Raw genomic sequence first — 19,166 nt, 5'->3', positions numbered from 1 at the left:
CTTAAACCCCGGCCGCGAACCTTCACCGGTGGTACCATGAAGGCCCCCGATCTCGGGATAAGGATGGGTCGTTACGGGCACGGGAAGAGGAACTCCATAGCAGATCTGGGCGTTAAAGTCGGCCACTCAACCATAATCGAGGGAGAGGACATCAGGACGGGCGTTACGCTCCTCCTGCCGCCGGTCAGGAACCCCTACGAGGAGAGACTCTTCGCGGGGGTCTACACCTTCAACGGCTTCTCCAAACCGATAGGCTTCGTCCAAATTGAGGAACTCGGCTACTTAGAGACACCCATAGCTTTGACGAGCACCCTCAACGGCTACCGCGTGGCGGATGCACTGGTGAGCCTCTGGGCCGGGGCGAACCCCGAAGCCATCTCGGTTAATCCTGTGGTGATGGAGTGCAACGACGGCTACCTAAACGACAACAAAAAACGGGCCGTGGGGGAAGAACACGTCTTCGAAGCCTTTAAAAATGCCTCACTCGACTTCGAGGAAGGTTCCGTGGGAGCGGGCACCGGAATGAGTGCCTTCGAGTTCAAGGGCGGGATCGGCTCGTCCTCGAGGGTCGTGGAGATAGGCGGTGAGGAGTACACGGTTGCCTCCCTCGTCCTCAGCAACTTCGGTAAGCGGGAGGATTTAATCGTAGCCGGTGTCCCTGTGGGGTGGGAGCTGAGGGACTACCCCGGAAGGGGGCTGGCGATGGGAGTTAGGGGGAGCGTATCCATCGTTGTGGCCACGGATGCTCCGCTGACCTCGAGACAACTAACGAGGCTCGCCAGGAGGGCCGTCCTCGGTCTCGCCAGAACGGGTTCCTACGGCCACAACGGGAGCGGGGACATAATCCTGGCCTTCTCGACGGCCCAGACGGTTCCAACAGGTAAGGAAGTCCAGGCCATCGGTTTTCTGCCCGATGACGCCCTCAACAGGCTATTCATAGCCGCGGTGGATTCCACGGAGGAAGCGATAGTAAACTCCCTCCTGCAGGCGAAGACGACGAGGGGAAGAAACGGCAGGGTGAGGTACGCCCTCCCCGTCGAGGAGACCCTCGAGATCCTTGGGCGTTACGGGCGGCTGAGCAAAGCTTGATCAGACCTTTACCTCCTCGTATTTTCTCTTCATCCTGAGCGCGTCCTCCTCGATGTTGGGGCTCTCGCTTATCAGTACCCCCCTGACCCTGAACTCCTTGAGGACCCTCATCAGGTCCTCCCAGTTCATGTCGCTCTCCCTGAGGGGCAGGTGGTTCCTCTCGCCCTTGGCGGTGTAGTTTATGCCGCTCATGTGGATGTGCATGTTGTCGAGGGCCTCCCGGCCGAGGCGGTCCTCCATGAAGCCCAGCATCTCACGCCACTCCTCAACGGTGTTGAACTTCCCGGCGTTCCTTGCGTGGCAGTGGGCGAAGTCTATCGTCGGCAGCACCATCTCGAGCTCCTCGCTGAGGTTGACGAGCTCCTTCAGGTCCCCGAACTGGGTCGGCTTCCCGGTTATCTCGGGCCTCACCCATATCTCGATGCCCCTGTCCTGAAGGGTCTTGATGACTTCCTTGAGCTCGTTTTTTATCCTCCCGTAGACCTTCGCCGGGTTCTGCTTCAGGTAGTAACCCGCGTGAAAGACGACGCTCCAGCCGCCGGCTTGATAAAGCCGCTCGGCGCTCTGGATTATCCGCCTTTTGCTCGCCTCGACCTTGGCCTTCTCGGCCGCGTTGAGGTTGATGTAGTAGGGGGCGTGGGCCGTTAGCACGACGTCGTTCTTTTTGGCGACGTACTTCACCTTCTTCGCGAGTTCCGGCTTCATGTTGACGCCCCTGACGAACTCGAGCTCCATGGCATCTAACCCCAGCTTTCTAACCTGCAGTATGCCGTCTATCGTTGAGCGCCTCGGTGTCGAGAGGGGTATGCCGGCGGTTCCGAAGCGGAGTCTATCGATCTTGAACATCCTGACCACCGAAAGAATTAGGGAAACCTAACTCATAAACCTATCGCTCGATCCTCTCCCCGAGTATCTCCTCGAGTTTCCTCAGGCTCTCGTTTAGTTCCCTCTCGAGGTGCTCCAGCCTGTTCCTTAGCTTTTGTATCTCCGCTTCCTTTTCCTCGATGAGGCGCTCGAGCTCCCATACCTCCTTCTTTTTCTCCTCCCCGCCGGCCAGAATCTCGTCCCTTTTTCTCTCGAGCTCTAAAAGCCCTTCCTTCTCCCGGGCGATGGCCTCGGATCTCTCTTTGAGGTTTTCCATCAGCCATCTGGCGGTTTTTCTGTACTTGCCCTCCAGTCTTGGATGTACCTTCTGGAGGAGGGTGAGGAACTCGTCTGGCTTTCTGAGGGCAACTCCGCTGTCCTCTATCAGCTCCCGTGCGATGGGTTCGTGGAGGCGCATCCTCTTTATCGGTTTCTGGAGTTTTGAGGCCTTCGAGCGAACCTCCATCTCGGCACTCCTTATCGATGAGGAAAGGCTTTTTATCTCCTCCTCGAGCTCCCTGAGTTTGTTTCTGGCGTAGAACTCTTTGAGTTTCTCCTCTTTACTCCGCATCTCCTTCAGAAGCTTCCTCTTTTCTTCCTCGAGCCTGAAGATGCTCTTTCGGGTTTCCCTCTCCTCCTCGATGAGCTCCCTCAGACGAAGGTCCGGCAGTCCCTTTTTGCTCAGCTCATTGTAGTACTCCAAGTACTCCTCGTTCAGCTCCTTGAGCAGGCGGTTAATTGCGTAGACATCCTTCTCGAAGAGTATGAGCAGGTACCTCCCGTGTCCCACGTGGAGCTTGGCCAGATCGGGGAGGCGCTTTCCGAGGTCGTCCATGTCCCCTATGCCCCTCAGCGCGTTCCTCAGTGCGGTGACGTAGTTCTTCCTCTCGGCCGCGACCATCTTTCGGAGGTTCTCGTCGACCTTCTTGGGGATCTCCTTTCTCTCCAGCTCCTCTATACTCTTCAGAATCTGCTTTATCTTCTTCTCCAGGCGTTTGTTGTAACGCTTCCTTGCCTTCTCGACCTCTTTCTCGGCCTTCTTTCGCCTCTTCTCATACTCCTCGAGTGCTCGTTCCAGCCTCAACGCTCATCCATCCCCTTACCTTTCCCCTCATGTACACTCCAACGAGAATCGCCACGGCCACATCGATAATGGCGGCGATGAGTTTCGCGAAGACGTCTATGTTGGATATCGTTAGTATGGCCATAGCGTACCTCGTCGTCAGGTCTATCGTTATCCAGAGAGCCGGCATAAGGAGTAAGGCCGAAACCTGGTACCATATGTGGTGATCCTTCCGTAGGTAGGACTGTATGATCTTTCCGGCTATCATAGTGGATATTCCTGTTATAAGCGGTGCCCCTATGGCGTTCAGGTAAATAAGGATCGCCAGCAACTGTGTTCCCGGATAGCCGCCGATTAACTGCCTTGAGTACTCCTCAAGCCGGAAGTAGGCGTTTATGGAACCGCCCACGATTATCAAAATCCCGGCGGCCACCGAGATCACGAACACGAACTGCTTCGTGAGGGTCTCCCTGAAGTTGAACCGGAAGCCCTTAGTGAAGAAATAGCCACCCGTCAGGAGGAGTATCGTCCCGGTTATCGTGGCCGAGACTATCTTAACGCTGTTAGGGTACCAGACGCCTATGAGCCTCGCTATCCCGTAGAGCAGGAGTATCATCCCCGGGATCCCGAGGACCACCTTTGCCACCTCGGGATCGCTTAGTATCTCCCTTGTGTAGCGGTAGAGGATGTAGTAGGTCGTCTCTATGCCCTCGCTCTGCTTGACGACGACGCGGTGGGAGCTTATAATCGGGACCTTCGAGGTGATTATCGGGAATATCTGCTCGTCCTCCGCCCCGTCCGTGACGGGTATCACCCCATCGGCCGGGAACCCCTTCAGAACCTCGTCCAGCTGTCGCGCCAGCTCCACATCGCTCTTGACGCCCACCTTGGGGTGACCCGTTATGAGGGCCACCTCGACCTCATCGAACTCCCCTCTCTCCTTCAGCTCGTCGTGGAGTTTAACGGCCGCGTAGACCACGTTGGCGTCGCTGTCCTCCGGATCGGCCAGGCTGAGCTTCAGGGCCGCGTCTATGCACGCCTCCCTTCCGACGACGGGACCCTCAACGCCCGCCTTCTTCCCGAAGTCGTCATCACGGTCTATCGCTAAGATCAGGGCCTTAATCTCAACCACCCCGGACCTTCTCCATCACGGATTTTACCTTGTCTTCCATCTTCCTCTCCCTATCGCGCCTGTCGTCGATTCTAACCGTCGTCGAGACCCTCTCTGCACCGAGTTTGAACATCAGCTCGTGTGCCTCCTCTATGATGGCGAACGCGTCCCCAACAGTTGGAACCTCCATCACGGTTGACATCGGCGTCAGTTGGTATTTAACACCTTTTTTATCTAAAAGCTTTACTACCTCGGCAACGTACCGGCTGATGCTCCTCTCGCCGAGGGGGACGATGATGAACTCCACTATCACCATCTTCGACACCCGACTTAACTTTTTTCGGCAATCTTTTAAGCCTTACGGGAAAGGTAAATAACGGTGCTCCAACATAGGGATTGGGGGTGAGGATAATGTACAGAATCCGGGACGAGTGGGGTGAATTCCTGGTGAGGCTCGCGAGGAGGGCCGTGGAGGAGTACGTGAGGAACGGAAGGACCATAAAACCGCCCGGGGACACCCCTCCGGAGCTATGGGAAAAGATGGGCGTTTTCGTGACCCTCAACAGACGGCACGCTCCCCCTCAGGCCGCGCTCAGGGGATGCATAGGCTTTCCCCTGCCGATATACCCTCTGGTCGAGGCAACCATAAAGGCGGCCATCTACGCGGCCGTCGACGACCCGCGCTTTCCCCCCGTCAGGGAGAGCGAACTGGACGACCTCGTCGTCGAGGTGAGCGTTCTGACTCCCCCCGAATTGATAGAGGGGCCGCCGGCGGAGAGGCCGGGGAAGATAAAGGTCGGGAGGGACGGTCTCATAGTCGAGAAGGGCATATACTCCGGCCTGCTCCTTCCCCAGGTGCCCGTGGAGTGGGGCTGGGACGAGGAGGAGTTCCTGGCCCAGACCTGCTGGAAGGCCGGGCTTCCCCCGGACTGCTGGCTCGACGAGGACACGAGGGTTTACCGTTTCGCCGCGGAGGTCTTCGAGGAGGAGAAACCCTGGGGGCCCGTGAGGAGAAAACCCATTGTTTAGCCTTTTTTAAGCCTTCCTAAGTTTCGCAATGAAAAAGCCGTTGCAGTCGTGCCTGTGCGTCCACGTCCTGAAGACCCAATCACCGATCTCCAGGAAACCCCTGTCGCCCCACCCGAAGTCGTGCTTTACCAGTTCTAACCCGACCTTCTCAAGCGCGAAGAGGACGTTCTCCTCGTCCTCGTCTATCCTGATGGAGCACGTCGAGTAGGTCATCTCCCCGCCATCCCGGAGGTTCTCGTACGCGTTGCGGAGCATGTTGCGCTGAACGCTTATTATCTTCCGGATCTTATCCTCGTTGAAGCGCCACTTCACCTCAGGGAACTGGCGGTAGGTTCCGGAGCTCGAGCACGGCGCGTCGAGGATTACTCTATCGAACCCCTCTCCGTCCCTGAAGCTCTGCCCGTCTGCGTGGACGAGTTTAACGTTTTCGATACCCAGGAGCTTCATCTTCTCCCTCATGCGCATCAACCTGTCGTAGGAGTAATCGACCGCCACTATCTCTCCCCTGTTCTCCATCAGCGCCGCCGCGTGGAACGTCTTGCTCCCCGGGGCCGCGGCTAAGTCCAGAACCCTCTCGCCCGGCTCGGGATTCAAAACGTGGGCAACGTAGGCGCTCGCCAGGTCCTGGATGACGAACTTTCCCTCTCTGTACCATTCGAGCCTCGTCACCGGTTTTCTGTACTCGAGGACCTTGAGGACATCGGGAACAGGAGTTAGGGCTGTCCTCACGCCGTTCTCCTCGAGGTAGTCCCTCAGCGAGTCGACGTCGGTCTTGAGGGTGTTCGCCCTCACGTAATAACGCTGGGGCCTGTTGTTGCTCAGGAGGAGCTTTACCGCCTCGTCGTAGCCGAGCAGGTCGATAGCGTACTCAACGTACCACCTCGGGTGAGAGAAGCGGACGCTCAACCACCCGATCCTGTCCCTCTCCTTGAGTTTCTTGAGGGCCCTTTCAACGTCGAATCCCTCGATAGAACGCATGAGGGCGTTGACGAAGCGGGCCCGGGAGAGGTCGAAGCGCTCCTTCACGACGCGTATTATCGAGTCCGTGGCCACCGCGGGGGGCACCTTTCTGAAGTGGATCTCGAAGGTTCCTATCCTGAGGAGGTTCGCCAGGTAGGGGTCGAGGTCCTCAACGGTGGAGCCCCTGAGGATGGAGTTTATTATGAAGTCTATTTTTCCCCTCCACTTCTCTATCTCGAAGACGTATGCATGGGCCAGCCCTCGAGCCTTTTCCCTGTCATTCCCGGCCACCTTTCTAAAAACCCGCTCGAGGGCGTGCTTCGACGACAGCTCGCGCTCCTCAACGAGGCTCAGCGCGTCGGCGACTATCTCCTGAAGGCTCACCCTGTAAAACAGCTCCATGAGAGGGGCTCTGCAGGAGAGCTTAAAAATGTGATGATTATCGGTGGATGTTAAGCTGGGTGAGAGTGTAACTTTCATGTTCTCTTTTGTTCAATCTAAGGAGATGAACGTCATGAAGTGGAAAGGATTGCTGGCGGTCCTGCTTGGAATCGGATTGGCGGGGTACTACTTCAAGTCCCCCGGCCGGTGGAAACTGTACCTCGGGATCCTGATCCTTGCGGTGTTCCTTCCCCTGCTTGCCCTGCTGGACTCCCTGTACTGGGTCCATAAGGAGTTCTCCCTGTTCGGAACGCTACTCCTCGCCGCGATTCCGGTATATTACCTTGGGTTCCTTCTAAGGCGTGCGAGAAAACCCTTGGTGGTTGTGCTGTTTTCCGTCATTTCCCTTGTCCCACTTCCCTTTGCCGTCATGGTGCCGTCCATCCATCCACGGTACGGCTTATCTAACCCATTCCAGAAACAGCCTTGAGTTCAACGTGGTTTCAAAGCTCGACGGGACCTGCGAGGTCTGTGTAAACCCGATGAACTCCACGGTATCTCCCTCATGCCTTAAGAAACATGTTACTCAGGGTAACAACACATTTGGATTTACTCTACTCCCCGCGCGGGACAGCAAGAGGCTTTTCTTGGAATACAAAGTTTCCTGCAACTTCAGGTACCGCCTAAGCCCAATCTCCACCATTCAGGACGCAATTTTAGCCCCGAATATAAAATGGAAAGATAAGTGAAATCACTGGAGACCCACGAACACCGCTGACATGAGGAGGTCGCGGGAAGATTACGAAGTCCTGATCGTTGCTCTTTTTCTCTTTCCTTTCCTGAACCCAACGGCGAAGTTTATTAGTCTCAAGCTCGATAATCCAACGGTGGTAACATGATCCTGGACGCTGACTACATCACCGAAGATGGGAAGCCCGTCGTGAGGATATTCAGGAAGGAGAAGGGCGAGTTCAGAATCGACTACGACAGGGACTTCGAGCCCTACATCTACGCCCTCCTGAAGGACGATTCGGCCATCGAGGAGGTGAAGAGGATAACCGTTGAGCGCCACGGGAAGGCCGTCAGGGTTAAGCGGGTGGAGAAGGTCGAAAAGAAGTTCCTCAACAGGCCGATAGAGGTCTGGAAGCTCTACTTCAATCACCCGCAGGACGTTCCGGCGATAAGGGACGAGATAAGGAAGCATCCGGCCGTCGTTGATATCTACGAGTACGACATCCCCTTCGCCAAGCGCTACCTCATCGATAAGGGGCTCGTCCCGATGGAGGGGGAGGAGGAGCTCAAACTGATGGCCTTCGACATCGAGACCCTCTACCACGAGGGAGACGAGTTCGGGGAGGGGCCGATCCTGATGATAAGCTACGCCGACGGGGACGGGGCGAGGGTCATAACCTGGAAGAAGATCGACCTCCCCTACGTCGACGTCGTCTCGACCGAGAAGGAGATGATAAAGCGCTTCCTCCAGGTGGTGAAGGAGAAGGACCCGGACGTGCTCGTAACTTACAACGGCGACAACTTCGACTTCGCCTACCTGAAGAGACGCTCCGAGGAGCTTGGATTGAAGTTCATCCTCGGGAGGGACGGGAGCGAGCCCAAGATCCAGCGCATGGGCGACCGCTTCGCCGTCGAGGTGAAGGGGAGGATACACTTCGACCTCTACCCGGTGATAAGGCGCACCGTGAACCTGCCGACCTACACGCTCGAGGCGGTCTACGAGGCCATCTTCGGGAGGCCAAAGGAGAAGGTCTACGCCGGGGAGATAGTGGAGGCCTGGGAAACCGGCGAGGGTCTTGAGAGGGTTGCCCGCTACTCCATGGAGGACGCAAAGGTTACCTTCGAGCTCGGGAGGGAGTTCTTCCCGATGGAGGCCCAGCTCTCGAGGCTCATCGGCCAGGGTCTCTGGGACGTCTCCCGCTCGAGCACCGGCAACCTGGTCGAGTGGTTCCTCCTGAGGAAGGCCTACGAGAGGAACGAACTGGCCCCGAACAAGCCGAGCGGCCGGGAAGTGGAGATCAGGAGGCGTGGCTACGCCGGTGGTTACGTTAAGGAGCCGGAGAGGGGTTTATGGGAGAACATCGTGTACCTCGACTTTCGCTCTCTTTACCCCTCCATCATCATAACCCACAACGTCTCGCCCGATACCCTAAACAGGGAGGGCTGTGAGAACTACGACGTCGCCCCCCAGGTGGGGCATAAGTTCTGCAAAGATTTTCCGGGCTTCATCCCGAGCCTGCTCGGAGGCCTGCTTGAGGAGAGGCAGAAGATAAAGCGGAGGATGAAGGCCTCTGTGGATCCCGTTGAGCGGAAGCTCCTCGATTACAGGCAGAGGGCCATCAAGATACTGGCCAACAGCTTCTACGGATACTACGGCTACGCGAGGGCGAGGTGGTACTGCAGGGAGTGCGCGGAGAGCGTTACCGCCTGGGGCAGGGAGTACATCGATAGGGTCATCAGGGAGCTCGAGGAGAAGTTCGGCTTCAAGGTGCTCTACGCGGACACGGACGGACTGCACGCCACGATCCCCGGGGCGGACGCCGGGACCGTCAAGGAGAGGGCGAGGGGGTTCCTGAGATACATCAACCCCAAGCTCCCCGGCCTCCTGGAGCTCGAGTACGAGGGGTTCTACCTGAGGGGTTTCTTCGTGACGAAGAAGAAGTACGCGGTCATAGACGAGGAGGGCAAGATAACCACGCGCGGCCTCGAGATAGTCAGGCGGGACTGGAGCGAGGTGGCCAAGGAGACGCAGGCGAGGGTCCTGGAGGCGATACTGAGGCACGGTGACGTCGAGGAGGCCGTTAGAATCGTCAGGGAGGTAACCGAAAAGCTGAGCAAGTACGAGGTTCCGCCGGAGAAACTGGTGATCCACGAGCAGATAACGAGGGATTTGAGGGACTACAAAGCCACGGGACCGCACGTGGCGGTGGCGAAGCGCCTGGCCGGGAGGGGGGTAAGGATACGCCCCGGGACGGTGATAAGCTACATCGTCCTCAAGGGCTCCGGAAGGATAGGGGACAGGGCGATTCCCTTCGACGAGTTCGACCCGACTAAGCACAGGTACGACGCCGACTACTACATCGAGAACCAGGTTCTGCCAGCCGTCGAGAGGATCCTGAAGGCCTTCGGCTACCGCAAGGAGGACCTGAAATACCAGAAGACGAGGCAGGTGGGCCTGGGTGCGTGGCTCAACGCGGGGAAGGGGTGAAGGATCATTTTCTCCTCTCTGGATGACTTTTGCGGCTATCGCTAAGCCCATGGGGGTTGGCAGGTACCAGAGGAGGACGATGGGGAGGAATATCGGGACACCTACGTCCCCGCTGGTGATTCCCCTAAGAAAAACGTCCGGGAACTTGAAGATCGCCTCCGTTAGGAAGTAGGCGAAGGCGAAAGGCAAGCTTTAGCAAGAGTACTGGAATGAGATGCTCATTGAGACTCTCATCACGCCTTATCATTGGAAGAGTGTCCCTCACCGGTTTTATTTTGGGCTCATAGAGTTAAATGCTTCCCTCCACCCTCTCCAGCACCTCCAAAATCCCCTCCACGGATGGGACCTCGAAGCCGCGCTCGTGGATCCTCCTTACCTTCTCGGCCCCGGGGTTTATCCAGACGGCCCACATTCCCGCCTTCAGCGCCCCCTCGAAGTCCTCCGCGTAGGTGTCCCCGATATGGATGGCCTCGTCCGGTTCGACCCTGAAGGTCTCCATCGGTTTCCCGAACATCTCGGGCATCGGTTTAAAGGCCCCGACCTCGTCGGCGAAGAACGTTCTGTCGATGTAATCCATCAGGCCGAGCCTCTCGAGGAGGAGCCGCGTGTAGGATCCGGGCCAGAACATCACGTTGCCCGTGACAGTGACCTTCATACCTTTCTTTCTGACGCCCTCGAGGGCTTCTCTCGCCCCGGGAAGGACCATCTCCTCGTCAACCCCCAGGACTGCCCTCGCGGCGGCCCGCCTGACGAGCTCAACGTCGATTCCCAGAAGTTCCGCCAGCATTCCCTGGCTCTCCTCGAGGACCCTCTCCGGATCCCCCTGAGTTCTGGCCCTCATGCGTTTTATCCTCTCGCGGGTCAACAGCATCCCCTCAACGACGTCCACTATACAGGCCCCCATCAGTTTGCTCAGCTCCACGGCCATGGCGTCGAGCATGGCGTTGATGTCGAGGAGTGTGTTCCAGACGTCGAACGAGACGAGCCTCACTCCACCACCCCCTTCTCAAGGATAAATCTGGAAAATAGAACTCACCTCCTTTTCTCCCAACCCGCGAGGTACATCAGGCCCTCCATGAGACCCGCCTCCCTCAGGACGGCCTTCAGGTTCCTGAAGCGGGAGCGCATAACGAAGAGCTCGTAGAAGCCCTCCAGGTTCCCCCAGTGACCGTAGGCAGAGAGCGCGAGGTACATGACCTCCTTGGGCTTCAGCTTCCTCCCGAGGCTCCCGTTGAGCGCCTCCAGCCCGGGCCTTACCCTCTCAAGGAGCCCCTCCTTAGCTATGAGGTGGAGCATCAGGTCCTCGACGGTGGGCTTCTTCCAGTCTATGATCTCATCCCTGAAGGGCAGGCCTATCACCAGCGGAACCACCTCGGTTCTCCCAACGAGGTAGCCGTGGGGCGTCTTCTTTGTTTTAAAGCCCGAGAGCTTTCCGGTTATCGAGGAGAGCGCGCTCTCCCTGTCCTCGTCGATGTCCACCGCGGCCCCGATTCTATCGACGGCGAAGTCAAAGACCTCCATCGCCCTGAGGAAGTTCCCGAGGTTCCTTATCACCCCGGAGTTGCCCTCGCTCGGGATCACGGCGAGGTGGTAACCGTCATCTCTCCTCAGCAGGTCGAAGTTGTCGCGCTCGAAGACCCTCTCGATGAACCTCAGGTTAAACGGCGCTTCCCTGCTCTCCCTGAACTCGAAGAGCTTCTTAAAGACCGCCTTGAAGAACTTGGCGTCGGTTTTACCCTCGACGAATAGAACGCCCGTCTTCGCCTCCTCACCCGAGAAGCCGCCGCGGACGTCGAAGTCGAGGTACTTCCTGAGTTCGTAGGCCTCCCTGAGGGTGAGGCCCTTTCCCGTGTCAGAGTATATTAGAACGTTCTCCTCGCCCCTCCAGAACCTCCGGGCGATCAAATCTATGAGCTCGAGGCTCGAGGTGACGACGGTCTCGTCCCCCCTTAGGGAGTCCACGAAAGCCACAAGCTCGTCGCGGTTTTTTCGATATTCCGGGAAGAGGAAGGTCTTCTCATCAACAAAGGCCTCGAATCTATCGCCCGTTACTATCCTCATTCACCTCACCATGTCAACCGTTATCGCGCCTATCACGGCGAAGGTGCTTATGAGTACGGTGGCGTTGAAATACTGACCCACCGTGAAATCCGCCAGTCCGTTTATCCCGTACAGGTATATCAACCCCGCCGATATCATGTAGGCTATGACGATAACCGTAAGGAGCCTCTTAGGGATGTGGAACAATTCCTCTTTCTTCAGGTTTCCTATCCTCGATTTGACGATGAACAGGTAGGCTATACCGAGGGTCATCAGGAGTATGAGGATGGAGCGCTCAACCGATGTGTCCTTGGCTATCTCCCATAGTTCCGACGTAAACACGAAGGGTAAGGCAAAGGTAACCGCCCCTATTGCTTCCTGGGCTATATCGTCCCATCCGAGCCTGTCCGGGGTCTTCCTTTCCTCCGTCTCCCTTCTCAGCTCCTCAATGCTTGAATAGATTTCTTTGAGTTGCTCCTCCATTTTGGTTCGCCCTTCGTCTTCAATCCGGTGCTCAGGTTCGGGGTTCATCATCCGGTCAGCATTGGATTCACTCATCATCGCGGAAATAACTTCCGGGGAAAGGTTATAAAGGTTGAGATGCACTTTAAATCGGTGATAAACGATGAGAAAGGCTTTAGTTTCCTTCGTGGGCCTGGTGGTTCTGGGCCTGCTCCTTGCGCCGATCAACGCCGCCGTTACGGGAATCAACTCCTCCAACACGGTGATCGTGCTACCCACCACCAAGATAGTGAACGGGGTTCCTCTTCACATCGGCGAAGACGCCATAAGCGGTTCGAGGCTCGGTGCCTTCCTCGTTCTCCGCGGTATTTCCCAGGGAACGTACACGAAAACCGTCTTCGTACCCGTGGAATACCACAGCGTTCTTATAGCCGATGAAAACCAGACCTACAAGCTCAATTCCCGTGACATGCCCGACGTCGGCCTCAACGTCAGTGAGGAGCCGGTTGGAAAGGGTATAGTCATCCAGGTCAACTTCTCGCGCGTAGATTTTAACTCCACCAAAAAGGCCGCCGAGTTCAAGGATAGGAGCGTGGAGATAGTATTCAACGAGAACACAACTCCCCTGGACATCGGGGGTAACTACAAGGTTGTCTCCACCACGGTTAACGGCAAGGACACGATGTACTTCTACTCGGCCCTGAACGTGAGCGGGGTCTCGAGTTCCCTCGGTGATACCCTCAGCGTTGGCGCCTGGAGCATAAAGTTCGTTGACATAAACGTTAACCAGGAGGAGATGCTCGTTGACCTGACCTACCCGAGCGGCCTTCTGAAGCAGAAGACCATGGAGAAGAATTCCTATTATATCATGTACGTCGATGCCAACGGCAACGAGGACTTCGAACCCTTCAGTACGTACCCGGAGAGCAGGATAAACGAACTCCTCGAAAGCGGCGTCAGGAACCTGTTCGTCTTCACCCCGACTGGCTTTTTCGTCGGCATCGGGGGCACCAAGAGCGTTATCTACGACTACCAGTACTACGAGAAGGTCAAGCAGTACGGGGACGGCGACGTTTACAGCGGGCAGTGGGTCTGGGACATCGACCCCGCCAACAACCTGTACGTGCTCTACCTCCACGTTAACGAGAGTGCCGGGTTCAAGCGGGTCTTCGCCGGTGAAGGTTCGTCGGTAAAACTGCCCACGGACTGGGGACTTGAGTTAAGACCCCTCTTCACGAAGAACGATAAGGGCGAGGTAACGGGCGTTGAGGGCTATCGCTTCGTCCGCGTTACGTCCGTTAAAAAGACCGTGTCCGTAGTCGCACCCAAGATAGAGGCCACGGATGACGTCTATAAGTTCATAATCAACGACACCGAGCTCACGAGCCTTCCCTCGGATAAGAACGTCATAATAGTCGGCGGCTGGGTCAGCAACAAGGCCTGGGCCCTTCTGGAGCAGGTCTACGGGAATGAGACCATCAACTCCATTAAGGACGAAGTTATGAAGAAGGGCTACGTGGTAAAGGAGCTCAACAATCCGCACAACTCCAGGTATAAGGTCATTATCCTCGCGGGGAAGACCCACGAAGAGACCGCCATCGCAGTGGAGGAGTTCATGAGAGGAATGTGAAAAGAAAACCCTCTACTTATTTTATCTCCCTTCCGATTCTACGCCCTTAATTTTATCCATCGAACGTACCTTCGATTTGAACATTTGGATAATTACCAATTTTTTAATAAATTTTTCGGTTCTGGAATCGCGCCCATAAACCTGAAAACCATCAGGATGTAACACAACCCGGTGCCCGGGTGGTTTAACGGGTTGCATAGGAGATCATGGACACAGTGCACTCGTTTGTTTTGGGAACGGGGTTTATACCGTCGCATCCGCCCTCGGCCGTATCTTTTATAACTTCGGTGAAGGGAGAAAGGTTATAAGTCTCTGACCGTCTAAGGTTCCGCGGTGAGAAACCTTTCTGGGGTGTGATGTTCATGGTGGTTAAAGAGTGTCCCGAGTGCGGTGGAACCGGGAAGGTCAAGGCGGGCGAGAAGGAATGCCCTGTGTGCGGGGGCTGGGGTTACGTTCCCGCTGATTTCAAAGTCGGCGAGAAGCTCAAGGGTTACCGGAACCTCGATTACTTCGGCGTTGAGGACGAGGTTGACGAGATACCCTGTCCCGAGTGCCACGGCAAGGGAACCGTTCCCGTTTACGACACATGCCCGACTTGCGGTGGAACCGGGAGAGTTCTGGCCTGCGACATCTGCGGCAAGGTTAAGGGGCCCTGGGAGCCGGGCATGGAGACCACGTGGGTCTGCCCGGACTGCATGAGGAAGTACAAGGTGGTTTACGTTCTCGACAAGACCTGCGACGTCGAGGACATAGAGGTGGGCAACGTCTACAAAGGAACCATCGACAGGGTGGAGCGCTTCGGCGTCTTCGTTAAACTGAACCCGCACGTTAGGGGCCTGATACGGAAGAAGGACCTCCTCGGCGGCAGGAAGTACAAGCCCGGTGAGGAGATACTCGTCCAGGTTCTCGATGTGAAGCCCGATAGGGGTGAGGTTGACCTCATCGAGTCGGCCCTCAGGAACTACAAGGAGGTAACCGTCAGGAAGGAGCTCCCGGTAACGCTCATCCAGGATCTGAGCAAGGACATGGCGGGAGAAACCGTCAAACTCCGCGGCAAGGTCACCCAGATACAGGTCACTGGCGGGCCGACAGTCTTCACGATAACCGACGGGACGGGAATAACCTGGGCGGCCGCCTTCGAGGCCCCGGGGGTGAGGGCCTACCCGAAGATAAACGTCGGCGACGTCGTCGAGGTCATCGGGAAGGTGGCCTTCCACTCGGGCGAGATACAGATAGAGACCAGTGACATTACGAGGCTCTGGGGGCCGGAGGCGGCGGAGGTCAAGAAGCGCATAGAGGAGGAACTCGACAGGCGCGCGCAGCCGGAGGACGTCGGTTTCCTCGTTCAGAGCGAGGTCCTCGAGAAGCTCAAGCCCAGGATAATGAAGGCGGCGTTCATGATACGCAGGGCGATATACGAGGGCAGGCCCATCCTGCTGAGGCACCACGCGGACACCGACGGCTACACCTCCGGTCTGGCCCTCGAGTACGCGATAGTCCCTCTCATAGAGGAGGTCTCACCAGATTCCGGTGCGAGATGGAAGCTCTTCAAGAGGAGGCCGAGCAGGGCGCCCTTCTACGAGCTGGAGGACGTGCTCAAGGACATAATCTTCATGATAGAGGACCACGAGAAGTTCGGCGACCCGCTACCTCTCCTCGTCATAGTGGACAACGGGGGAACGAGCGAGGACATTCCGGCGTACAGGCGCATAAGGGCCTACGGCGTTCCGATAGTCGTCATAGACCACCACGACCCGCGCGAGTGGGTGAGCGAGGATAAGGCGAAGGTTGATGACTACGTGGATGTCCACGTCAACCCCCACCATGTGAAGCGCGGCTACTACGAGCTCACCGCCGGAATGCTGGCGACGGAGGTGGCCCGCTTCATAAACCCCGAAGTTGAGGACAGGATAAAGCACCTGCCGGCCATAGCGGGAACCGGAGACAGGAGCAAGGCCCCCGAGTTCTACCAGTACCTCGAGATAGCGAGGAAGGCGAAGGGCCTAACGGAGGAGGACCTCAAGAAGATAGCCGAGGTGATCGACCACGAGGCCTACTTCTGGAAGTTCATGGACGGACACGGGGTGATAGACGAGATACTCCTCCTGACGGGCAACCTCCAGAGGCACCGCGAGCTAATCGACGCCGTCTATCCCGAGGTCAGGGAGAAGCAGGAGAAGGCCCTGAAGGCTTCCCTGCCCCACGTCAAGAGCGTCGTCCTCCCCAACGGGATAAGGTTCAACACGATAGACATAGAGCTCTTCGCCCCGAAGTTCTCCTACCCGAGCCCGGGCAAGCTCTCCGGCCTGATACACGACCACTTCAAGGAGAAGTACGGCGAGGACGCGCCGATACTGACGCTCGCCTACGGCCCGGACTTCGCCGTCGTCAGGGCCGCCGACGGGATGGCGGCTTACAACTTCGACCTCAACGAGATAATCCCGAGGTTGCAGGAGGCCCTGCCGAGTGCCGGGGTGGAGGGAGGCGGCCACAGCTACGCCGGCTCCATAAAGTTCTTCGAGGGCATGAGGAAGGAGGTCCTGGAGGAGTTTGCAAAGCAGGTGGTCAGGCTGAGGAAGTCGGCCTCTGGATGAGCCTTTGAGATCCGGGACCCTCTATCCCCTTCATCTGCCCCGGAGCCTGAAACTCTATTCCGCTCACGGACCTTTGTCCTTTTCCTTCTCTCCCCTCTTCGTCTTTCTGTAGTACGCCAGCGCCAGTACGAGCGTTAGAATAATCGCAACGGGGAGGATCCAGTAAGGGCTGGACCTCCCATTACAGGTTGACGGTGTGCCCTCGGGGGACGCTGAATGAACATGCGTGCCGGTTGACGTGCTGGATGGCGCGGGGACGCTGACAACGTAAAGCCTCGCCAGGTTCTCGAACTCGTAACTCGGTGAGAGCTCGATCCCGTTTATCCTGTACCCGACTATCACGTCCCCAACCCATGTTTACTTTGCCACTCTATAAATTTTTTGGAATAGATTAGTTCGGAACTTTTATTTCGTATCTTTAGGTTAAATATTAACTGTTTGCACATGGTTCTGATTTCCGGTTTTAATCCGTTCTTAGCCTAATTTTGTGGGGCGCTATCATCTCCCACTTCGATTAAGGAAAATGGACCATCCCGTCTCTTTTGAAAGCTCGCCATGTTGAACGCTGGTCCCTGCGCTCCTCCCCTTAGACAACCTTTTTAACCCTCAACCCCGATGTGGTGATGTAAACGTTTGGAGGAATGTTGATGAGAATCGTTCTTGAGGTTACCTTCAGGATGGGCGGCGTTTCTTACCGCGGCCACCGCTGGGAGGACGATGCCCTCGTGTTCGAGTTCGAGCGGCTCGGCGATGCCTTCATCCAGGTGCTGAGCGGGAGGAAGGTCGAGGAAGAGGTCGAAAGAGAGCCCGAGAGGGTAATCGTCGAATTGAGAACCAAAGGGGGCGGAAAGGTCTTCGAAGCGGTTCGGGATGGCGAAGTCTACAGGGCGATGGAGCCTTAGGTTTTTATACTTCCCCTCCAACTCCCTCCGGTGGTGCCCATGTACATGGCGGAGTTCAAGCTTCGCTTCGGCGACATGAAGTGGTACGTGAGGAGGATCGTGGAGGCTCCCTCACTCGAGGAAGCGGAAAAGATGGCGAAGCGCTACGCCGAGCTCATGAGCCGCGGTGAGGTTAAGTGGGAGCTGAGCTACGTCATCGAGTCTGCCAGGCCGCTGTTGATAGGAAAGGAGGAGCTTGAAAAGCTCGGCGCCTGATTTTTCCCTTTGTTCCTGCCCTTTTTGTCGGTTCTAAGGGAGTAAAGGGAGTCAATCCAAAAATAGAGGAAAGGCTCAGCCCTCCCTAACGAACGCCATCAGAACCATCGCAACGACGTTCATCAGGGCTGAAAAGGTGAACGCGCTCGTCAGTGAATAACTCTGCCACAGAAAGCCCGCTATGACCGAGGCGGGGAAGACGAAGACGCCGAAGACGGTGTGGTAGGCCCCTATCACCGTCCCCTTCTCGTACTCCCTCGCGAGGTCAGCCATGTAGGCCCTCGGAACCGTGTCCTCGATGGCGATGTAGACGCCGTAGACCGCGAAGGCGAGGAGGAGGGTGTAGAGGTCCCGGGCGTAGGCGAAGGCGAGGGCGGCGAGGGCCGCGACCCCGAAGCCGAGGGTTATCATCCTCTTTTTGCCAAAGCCGTCCGAGTAAGTTCCGATTGGGTATGCCGAGAGGGCGTAGACGAGGTTGAAGAGGGCGTAGAAGGCTATGCTCTGGACGATTGAGTAGCCGAGTTCCTGCGCCTTCCACATCGTGAACGCGTAGCTGTACCTCCCGAGGGCACCGATCGCGACGACTGTCAGGAAGAGCTGCAGGTTCCTATCTTTTAGCGTTGATATGCCCTTTATCTTCTTCTTGACCTCACCGCCCCTGTCCCTTACGAAGAGGGCTATCACGAGAAGCGATATTATCCCGGGTACGGCCGAGAGCAGGAAGATGTAGCGGTAGGCCCTTTCGGCGGGAAGCCCTTTGAGGAGCTCGATTAAGCCTATCGCCACCAGTGGGCCTGCGACGGCGCCGAGGGTGTCCATCATCCTGTGGAAGCCGAAGGATCTCCCGGTCTTTCCCTTCTCGCTCGACTCGGCTATCAACGCGTCCCTCGGGGCGGTTCGTATTCCCTTGCCCACCCTGTCCAGGGTCCTCATTATGAGGAAGTCCCACCAGTAGCGGGTGAACGCGAGGGCTCCCTTGGCGAGGGTGGAGAGGGCGTAGCCCGTAAAGACAAAAACCTTCCGCTTTCTGAAGCGGTCGCTCACGTAGCCGAAGGCGACCTTGAAGAGCGAGCTCATGCTCTCTATAGCGCCCATGACCGAGCCGCTGAGGAGTTTGCCAGCGTCGAGTACCTCGGTCAGGTAGCTCGGCATAATGGGTATTATCATCTCGCTGCTCATGTCGTTGAGGAAGCTGACTATTCCGAGCATGAAGACGGTCCAGCTGACGCCGAAGATCCTCTTTTCTTCATTCCCCATCTCTCATTCCTCCAGGAGTTCCTTACACAGTTCCCTAAGCTTTTTCCTGCCTTCTTCCAATACTTTTTTTCCCCTTTCCGTTATCTCATAGATCCGAACCCGCCTCCCATTCCTGACCTCCCGGTGGCCCTTCAGGAGGCCTTTCCCCTCAAGGGAGTGGAGGAGGGGGTAGATGGTACCGGGGCTTACACGGTAGCCGTGTCTTCTCAGTTCTTCCATCATGAAGGAACCCGTCACGGGCCCCTCGTTCGCGTGGTGGAGGACGTGCAGGGTCAGGAAATCCCGGTACTTCATATCGAACACCGATAT

General features: G+C 56.9%; 19 protein-coding genes. 8 read left to right on the top strand and 11 right to left on the bottom strand.

What is annotated here, in order from left to right; all coding sequences use genetic code 11:
- Window positions 1–36 precede the first annotated feature (36 nt).
- The gene (locus tag A3L02_RS01250) at window positions 37–1,089 is read left to right on the top strand and encodes a DmpA family aminopeptidase (protein WP_088862257.1); all 1,053 of its coding nucleotides are present in this window, start codon (window positions 37–39) and stop codon (window positions 1,087–1,089) included.
- On the opposite strand, the gene A3L02_RS01245 is transcribed toward A3L02_RS01250, so the two are convergent.
- The 4 genes from A3L02_RS01245 to A3L02_RS01230 are packed head-to-tail and all read right to left on the bottom strand — an operon-like array spanning window position 1,090 to window position 4,443.
- Window positions 1,090–1,935 carry a TIM barrel protein gene (locus A3L02_RS01245; RefSeq protein WP_088862256.1) on the bottom strand — a complete coding sequence of 282 codons (846 nt, stop codon included), beginning with the start codon at window positions 1,933–1,935 and terminating at the stop codon, window positions 1,090–1,092.
- Between the two features lie 40 nt (window positions 1,936–1,975).
- Complete coding sequence (locus tag A3L02_RS01240; RefSeq protein WP_088862255.1) at window positions 1,976–3,037, bottom strand: coiled-coil domain-containing protein; 1,062 nt, start codon at window positions 3,035–3,037, stop codon at window positions 1,976–1,978.
- Window positions 3,006–4,148, bottom strand: a complete 1,143-nt coding sequence (locus A3L02_RS01235; protein ID WP_088862254.1) for a DUF373 family protein — start codon at window positions 4,146–4,148, stop codon at window positions 3,006–3,008. The genes A3L02_RS01240 and A3L02_RS01235 overlap by 32 nt, the downstream gene beginning before the upstream one ends.
- Entirely contained in the window at window positions 4,141–4,443 is a 303-nt protein-coding gene (locus A3L02_RS01230) for an MTH1187 family thiamine-binding protein (protein WP_088862253.1), read from the bottom strand. The genes A3L02_RS01235 and A3L02_RS01230 overlap by 8 nt, the downstream gene beginning before the upstream one ends.
- A gap of 95 nt (window positions 4,444–4,538) precedes the next feature.
- Between A3L02_RS01230 and A3L02_RS01225 the strand changes: the two genes are divergently transcribed.
- Entirely contained in the window at window positions 4,539–5,156 is a 618-nt protein-coding gene (locus A3L02_RS01225; RefSeq protein ID WP_088862252.1) for a TIGR00296 family protein, read from the top strand.
- 6 nt (window positions 5,157–5,162) lie between these two features.
- Here the strand turns inward: A3L02_RS01225 and A3L02_RS01220 are convergent, their stop codons facing one another.
- Window positions 5,163–6,518: an RsmB/NOP family class I SAM-dependent RNA methyltransferase gene (locus tag A3L02_RS01220; protein WP_088862251.1), complete on the bottom strand. Its 1,356-nt coding sequence runs from the start codon at window positions 6,516–6,518 to the stop codon at window positions 5,163–5,165.
- Between the two features lie 103 nt (window positions 6,519–6,621).
- On the opposite strand from A3L02_RS01220, the gene A3L02_RS01215 reads away from it, so the two are divergent.
- Window positions 6,622–6,987 (top strand): hypothetical protein, encoded by a 366-nt coding sequence (locus A3L02_RS01215; RefSeq protein WP_157895709.1) that lies wholly within the window; start codon window positions 6,622–6,624, stop codon window positions 6,985–6,987.
- A gap of 405 nt (window positions 6,988–7,392) precedes the next feature.
- On the top strand, window positions 7,393–9,717 hold the full coding sequence (locus A3L02_RS01210; RefSeq protein ID WP_088862249.1) for a DNA polymerase: 2,325 nt from the start codon (window positions 7,393–7,395) through the stop codon (window positions 9,715–9,717).
- 289 nt (window positions 9,718–10,006) lie between these two features.
- Here the strand turns inward: A3L02_RS01210 and A3L02_RS01205 are convergent, their stop codons facing one another.
- The 3 genes from A3L02_RS01205 to A3L02_RS01195 are packed head-to-tail and all read right to left on the bottom strand — an operon-like array spanning window position 10,007 to window position 12,318.
- On the bottom strand, window positions 10,007–10,708 hold the full coding sequence (locus tag A3L02_RS01205; RefSeq protein ID WP_088862248.1) for an HAD family hydrolase: 702 nt from the start codon (window positions 10,706–10,708) through the stop codon (window positions 10,007–10,009).
- Window positions 10,709–10,749: 41 nt separating this feature from the next.
- On the bottom strand, window positions 10,750–11,778 hold the full coding sequence (locus tag A3L02_RS01200; protein WP_088862247.1) for a DUF3226 domain-containing protein: 1,029 nt from the start codon (window positions 11,776–11,778) through the stop codon (window positions 10,750–10,752).
- Window positions 11,779–12,318, bottom strand: a complete 540-nt coding sequence (locus tag A3L02_RS01195) for a DUF2391 family protein (protein ID WP_204247203.1) — start codon at window positions 12,316–12,318, stop codon at window positions 11,779–11,781.
- Between the two features lie 64 nt (window positions 12,319–12,382).
- Between A3L02_RS01195 and A3L02_RS01190 the strand changes: the two genes are divergently transcribed.
- Complete coding sequence (locus tag A3L02_RS01190; RefSeq protein ID WP_088862245.1) at window positions 12,383–13,849, top strand: S-layer protein; 1,467 nt, start codon at window positions 12,383–12,385, stop codon at window positions 13,847–13,849.
- Between the two features lie 362 nt (window positions 13,850–14,211).
- Entirely contained in the window at window positions 14,212–16,443 is a 2,232-nt protein-coding gene (locus A3L02_RS01185; RefSeq protein WP_088863796.1) for a DHH family phosphoesterase, read from the top strand.
- Between the two features lie 63 nt (window positions 16,444–16,506).
- Here the strand turns inward: A3L02_RS01185 and A3L02_RS01180 are convergent, their stop codons facing one another.
- Window positions 16,507–16,785 carry a hypothetical protein gene (locus A3L02_RS01180; protein ID WP_088862244.1) on the bottom strand — a complete coding sequence of 93 codons (279 nt, stop codon included), beginning with the start codon at window positions 16,783–16,785 and terminating at the stop codon, window positions 16,507–16,509.
- A 305-nt stretch (window positions 16,786–17,090) separates the two neighbouring features.
- On the opposite strand from A3L02_RS01180, the gene A3L02_RS01175 reads away from it, so the two are divergent.
- Together A3L02_RS01175 and A3L02_RS01170 are read left to right on the top strand one after the other, a co-directional pair.
- Window positions 17,091–17,345, top strand: a complete 255-nt coding sequence (locus tag A3L02_RS01175; RefSeq protein WP_088862243.1) for a hypothetical protein — start codon at window positions 17,091–17,093, stop codon at window positions 17,343–17,345.
- Between the two features lie 39 nt (window positions 17,346–17,384).
- On the top strand, window positions 17,385–17,600 hold the full coding sequence (locus A3L02_RS01170; RefSeq protein WP_054833773.1) for a hypothetical protein: 216 nt from the start codon (window positions 17,385–17,387) through the stop codon (window positions 17,598–17,600).
- 75 nt (window positions 17,601–17,675) lie between these two features.
- On the opposite strand, the gene A3L02_RS01165 is transcribed toward A3L02_RS01170, so the two are convergent.
- Window positions 17,676–18,857, bottom strand: a complete 1,182-nt coding sequence (locus A3L02_RS01165) for an MFS transporter (protein ID WP_088862242.1) — start codon at window positions 18,855–18,857, stop codon at window positions 17,676–17,678.
- Between the two features lie 3 nt (window positions 18,858–18,860).
- The gene (locus A3L02_RS01160; RefSeq protein ID WP_088862241.1) at window positions 18,861–19,151 is read right to left on the bottom strand and encodes a PadR family transcriptional regulator; all 291 of its coding nucleotides are present in this window, start codon (window positions 19,149–19,151) and stop codon (window positions 18,861–18,863) included.
- Window positions 19,152–19,166: the final 15 nt, after the last annotated feature.

Source organism: Thermococcus celer Vu 13 = JCM 8558 (assembly GCF_002214365.1).
In the GTDB taxonomy this organism is placed as follows: Archaea; Methanobacteriota_B; Thermococci; order Thermococcales; family Thermococcaceae; genus Thermococcus; species Thermococcus celer.
This window is presented reverse-complemented; position numbering and strand designations above follow the sequence as displayed.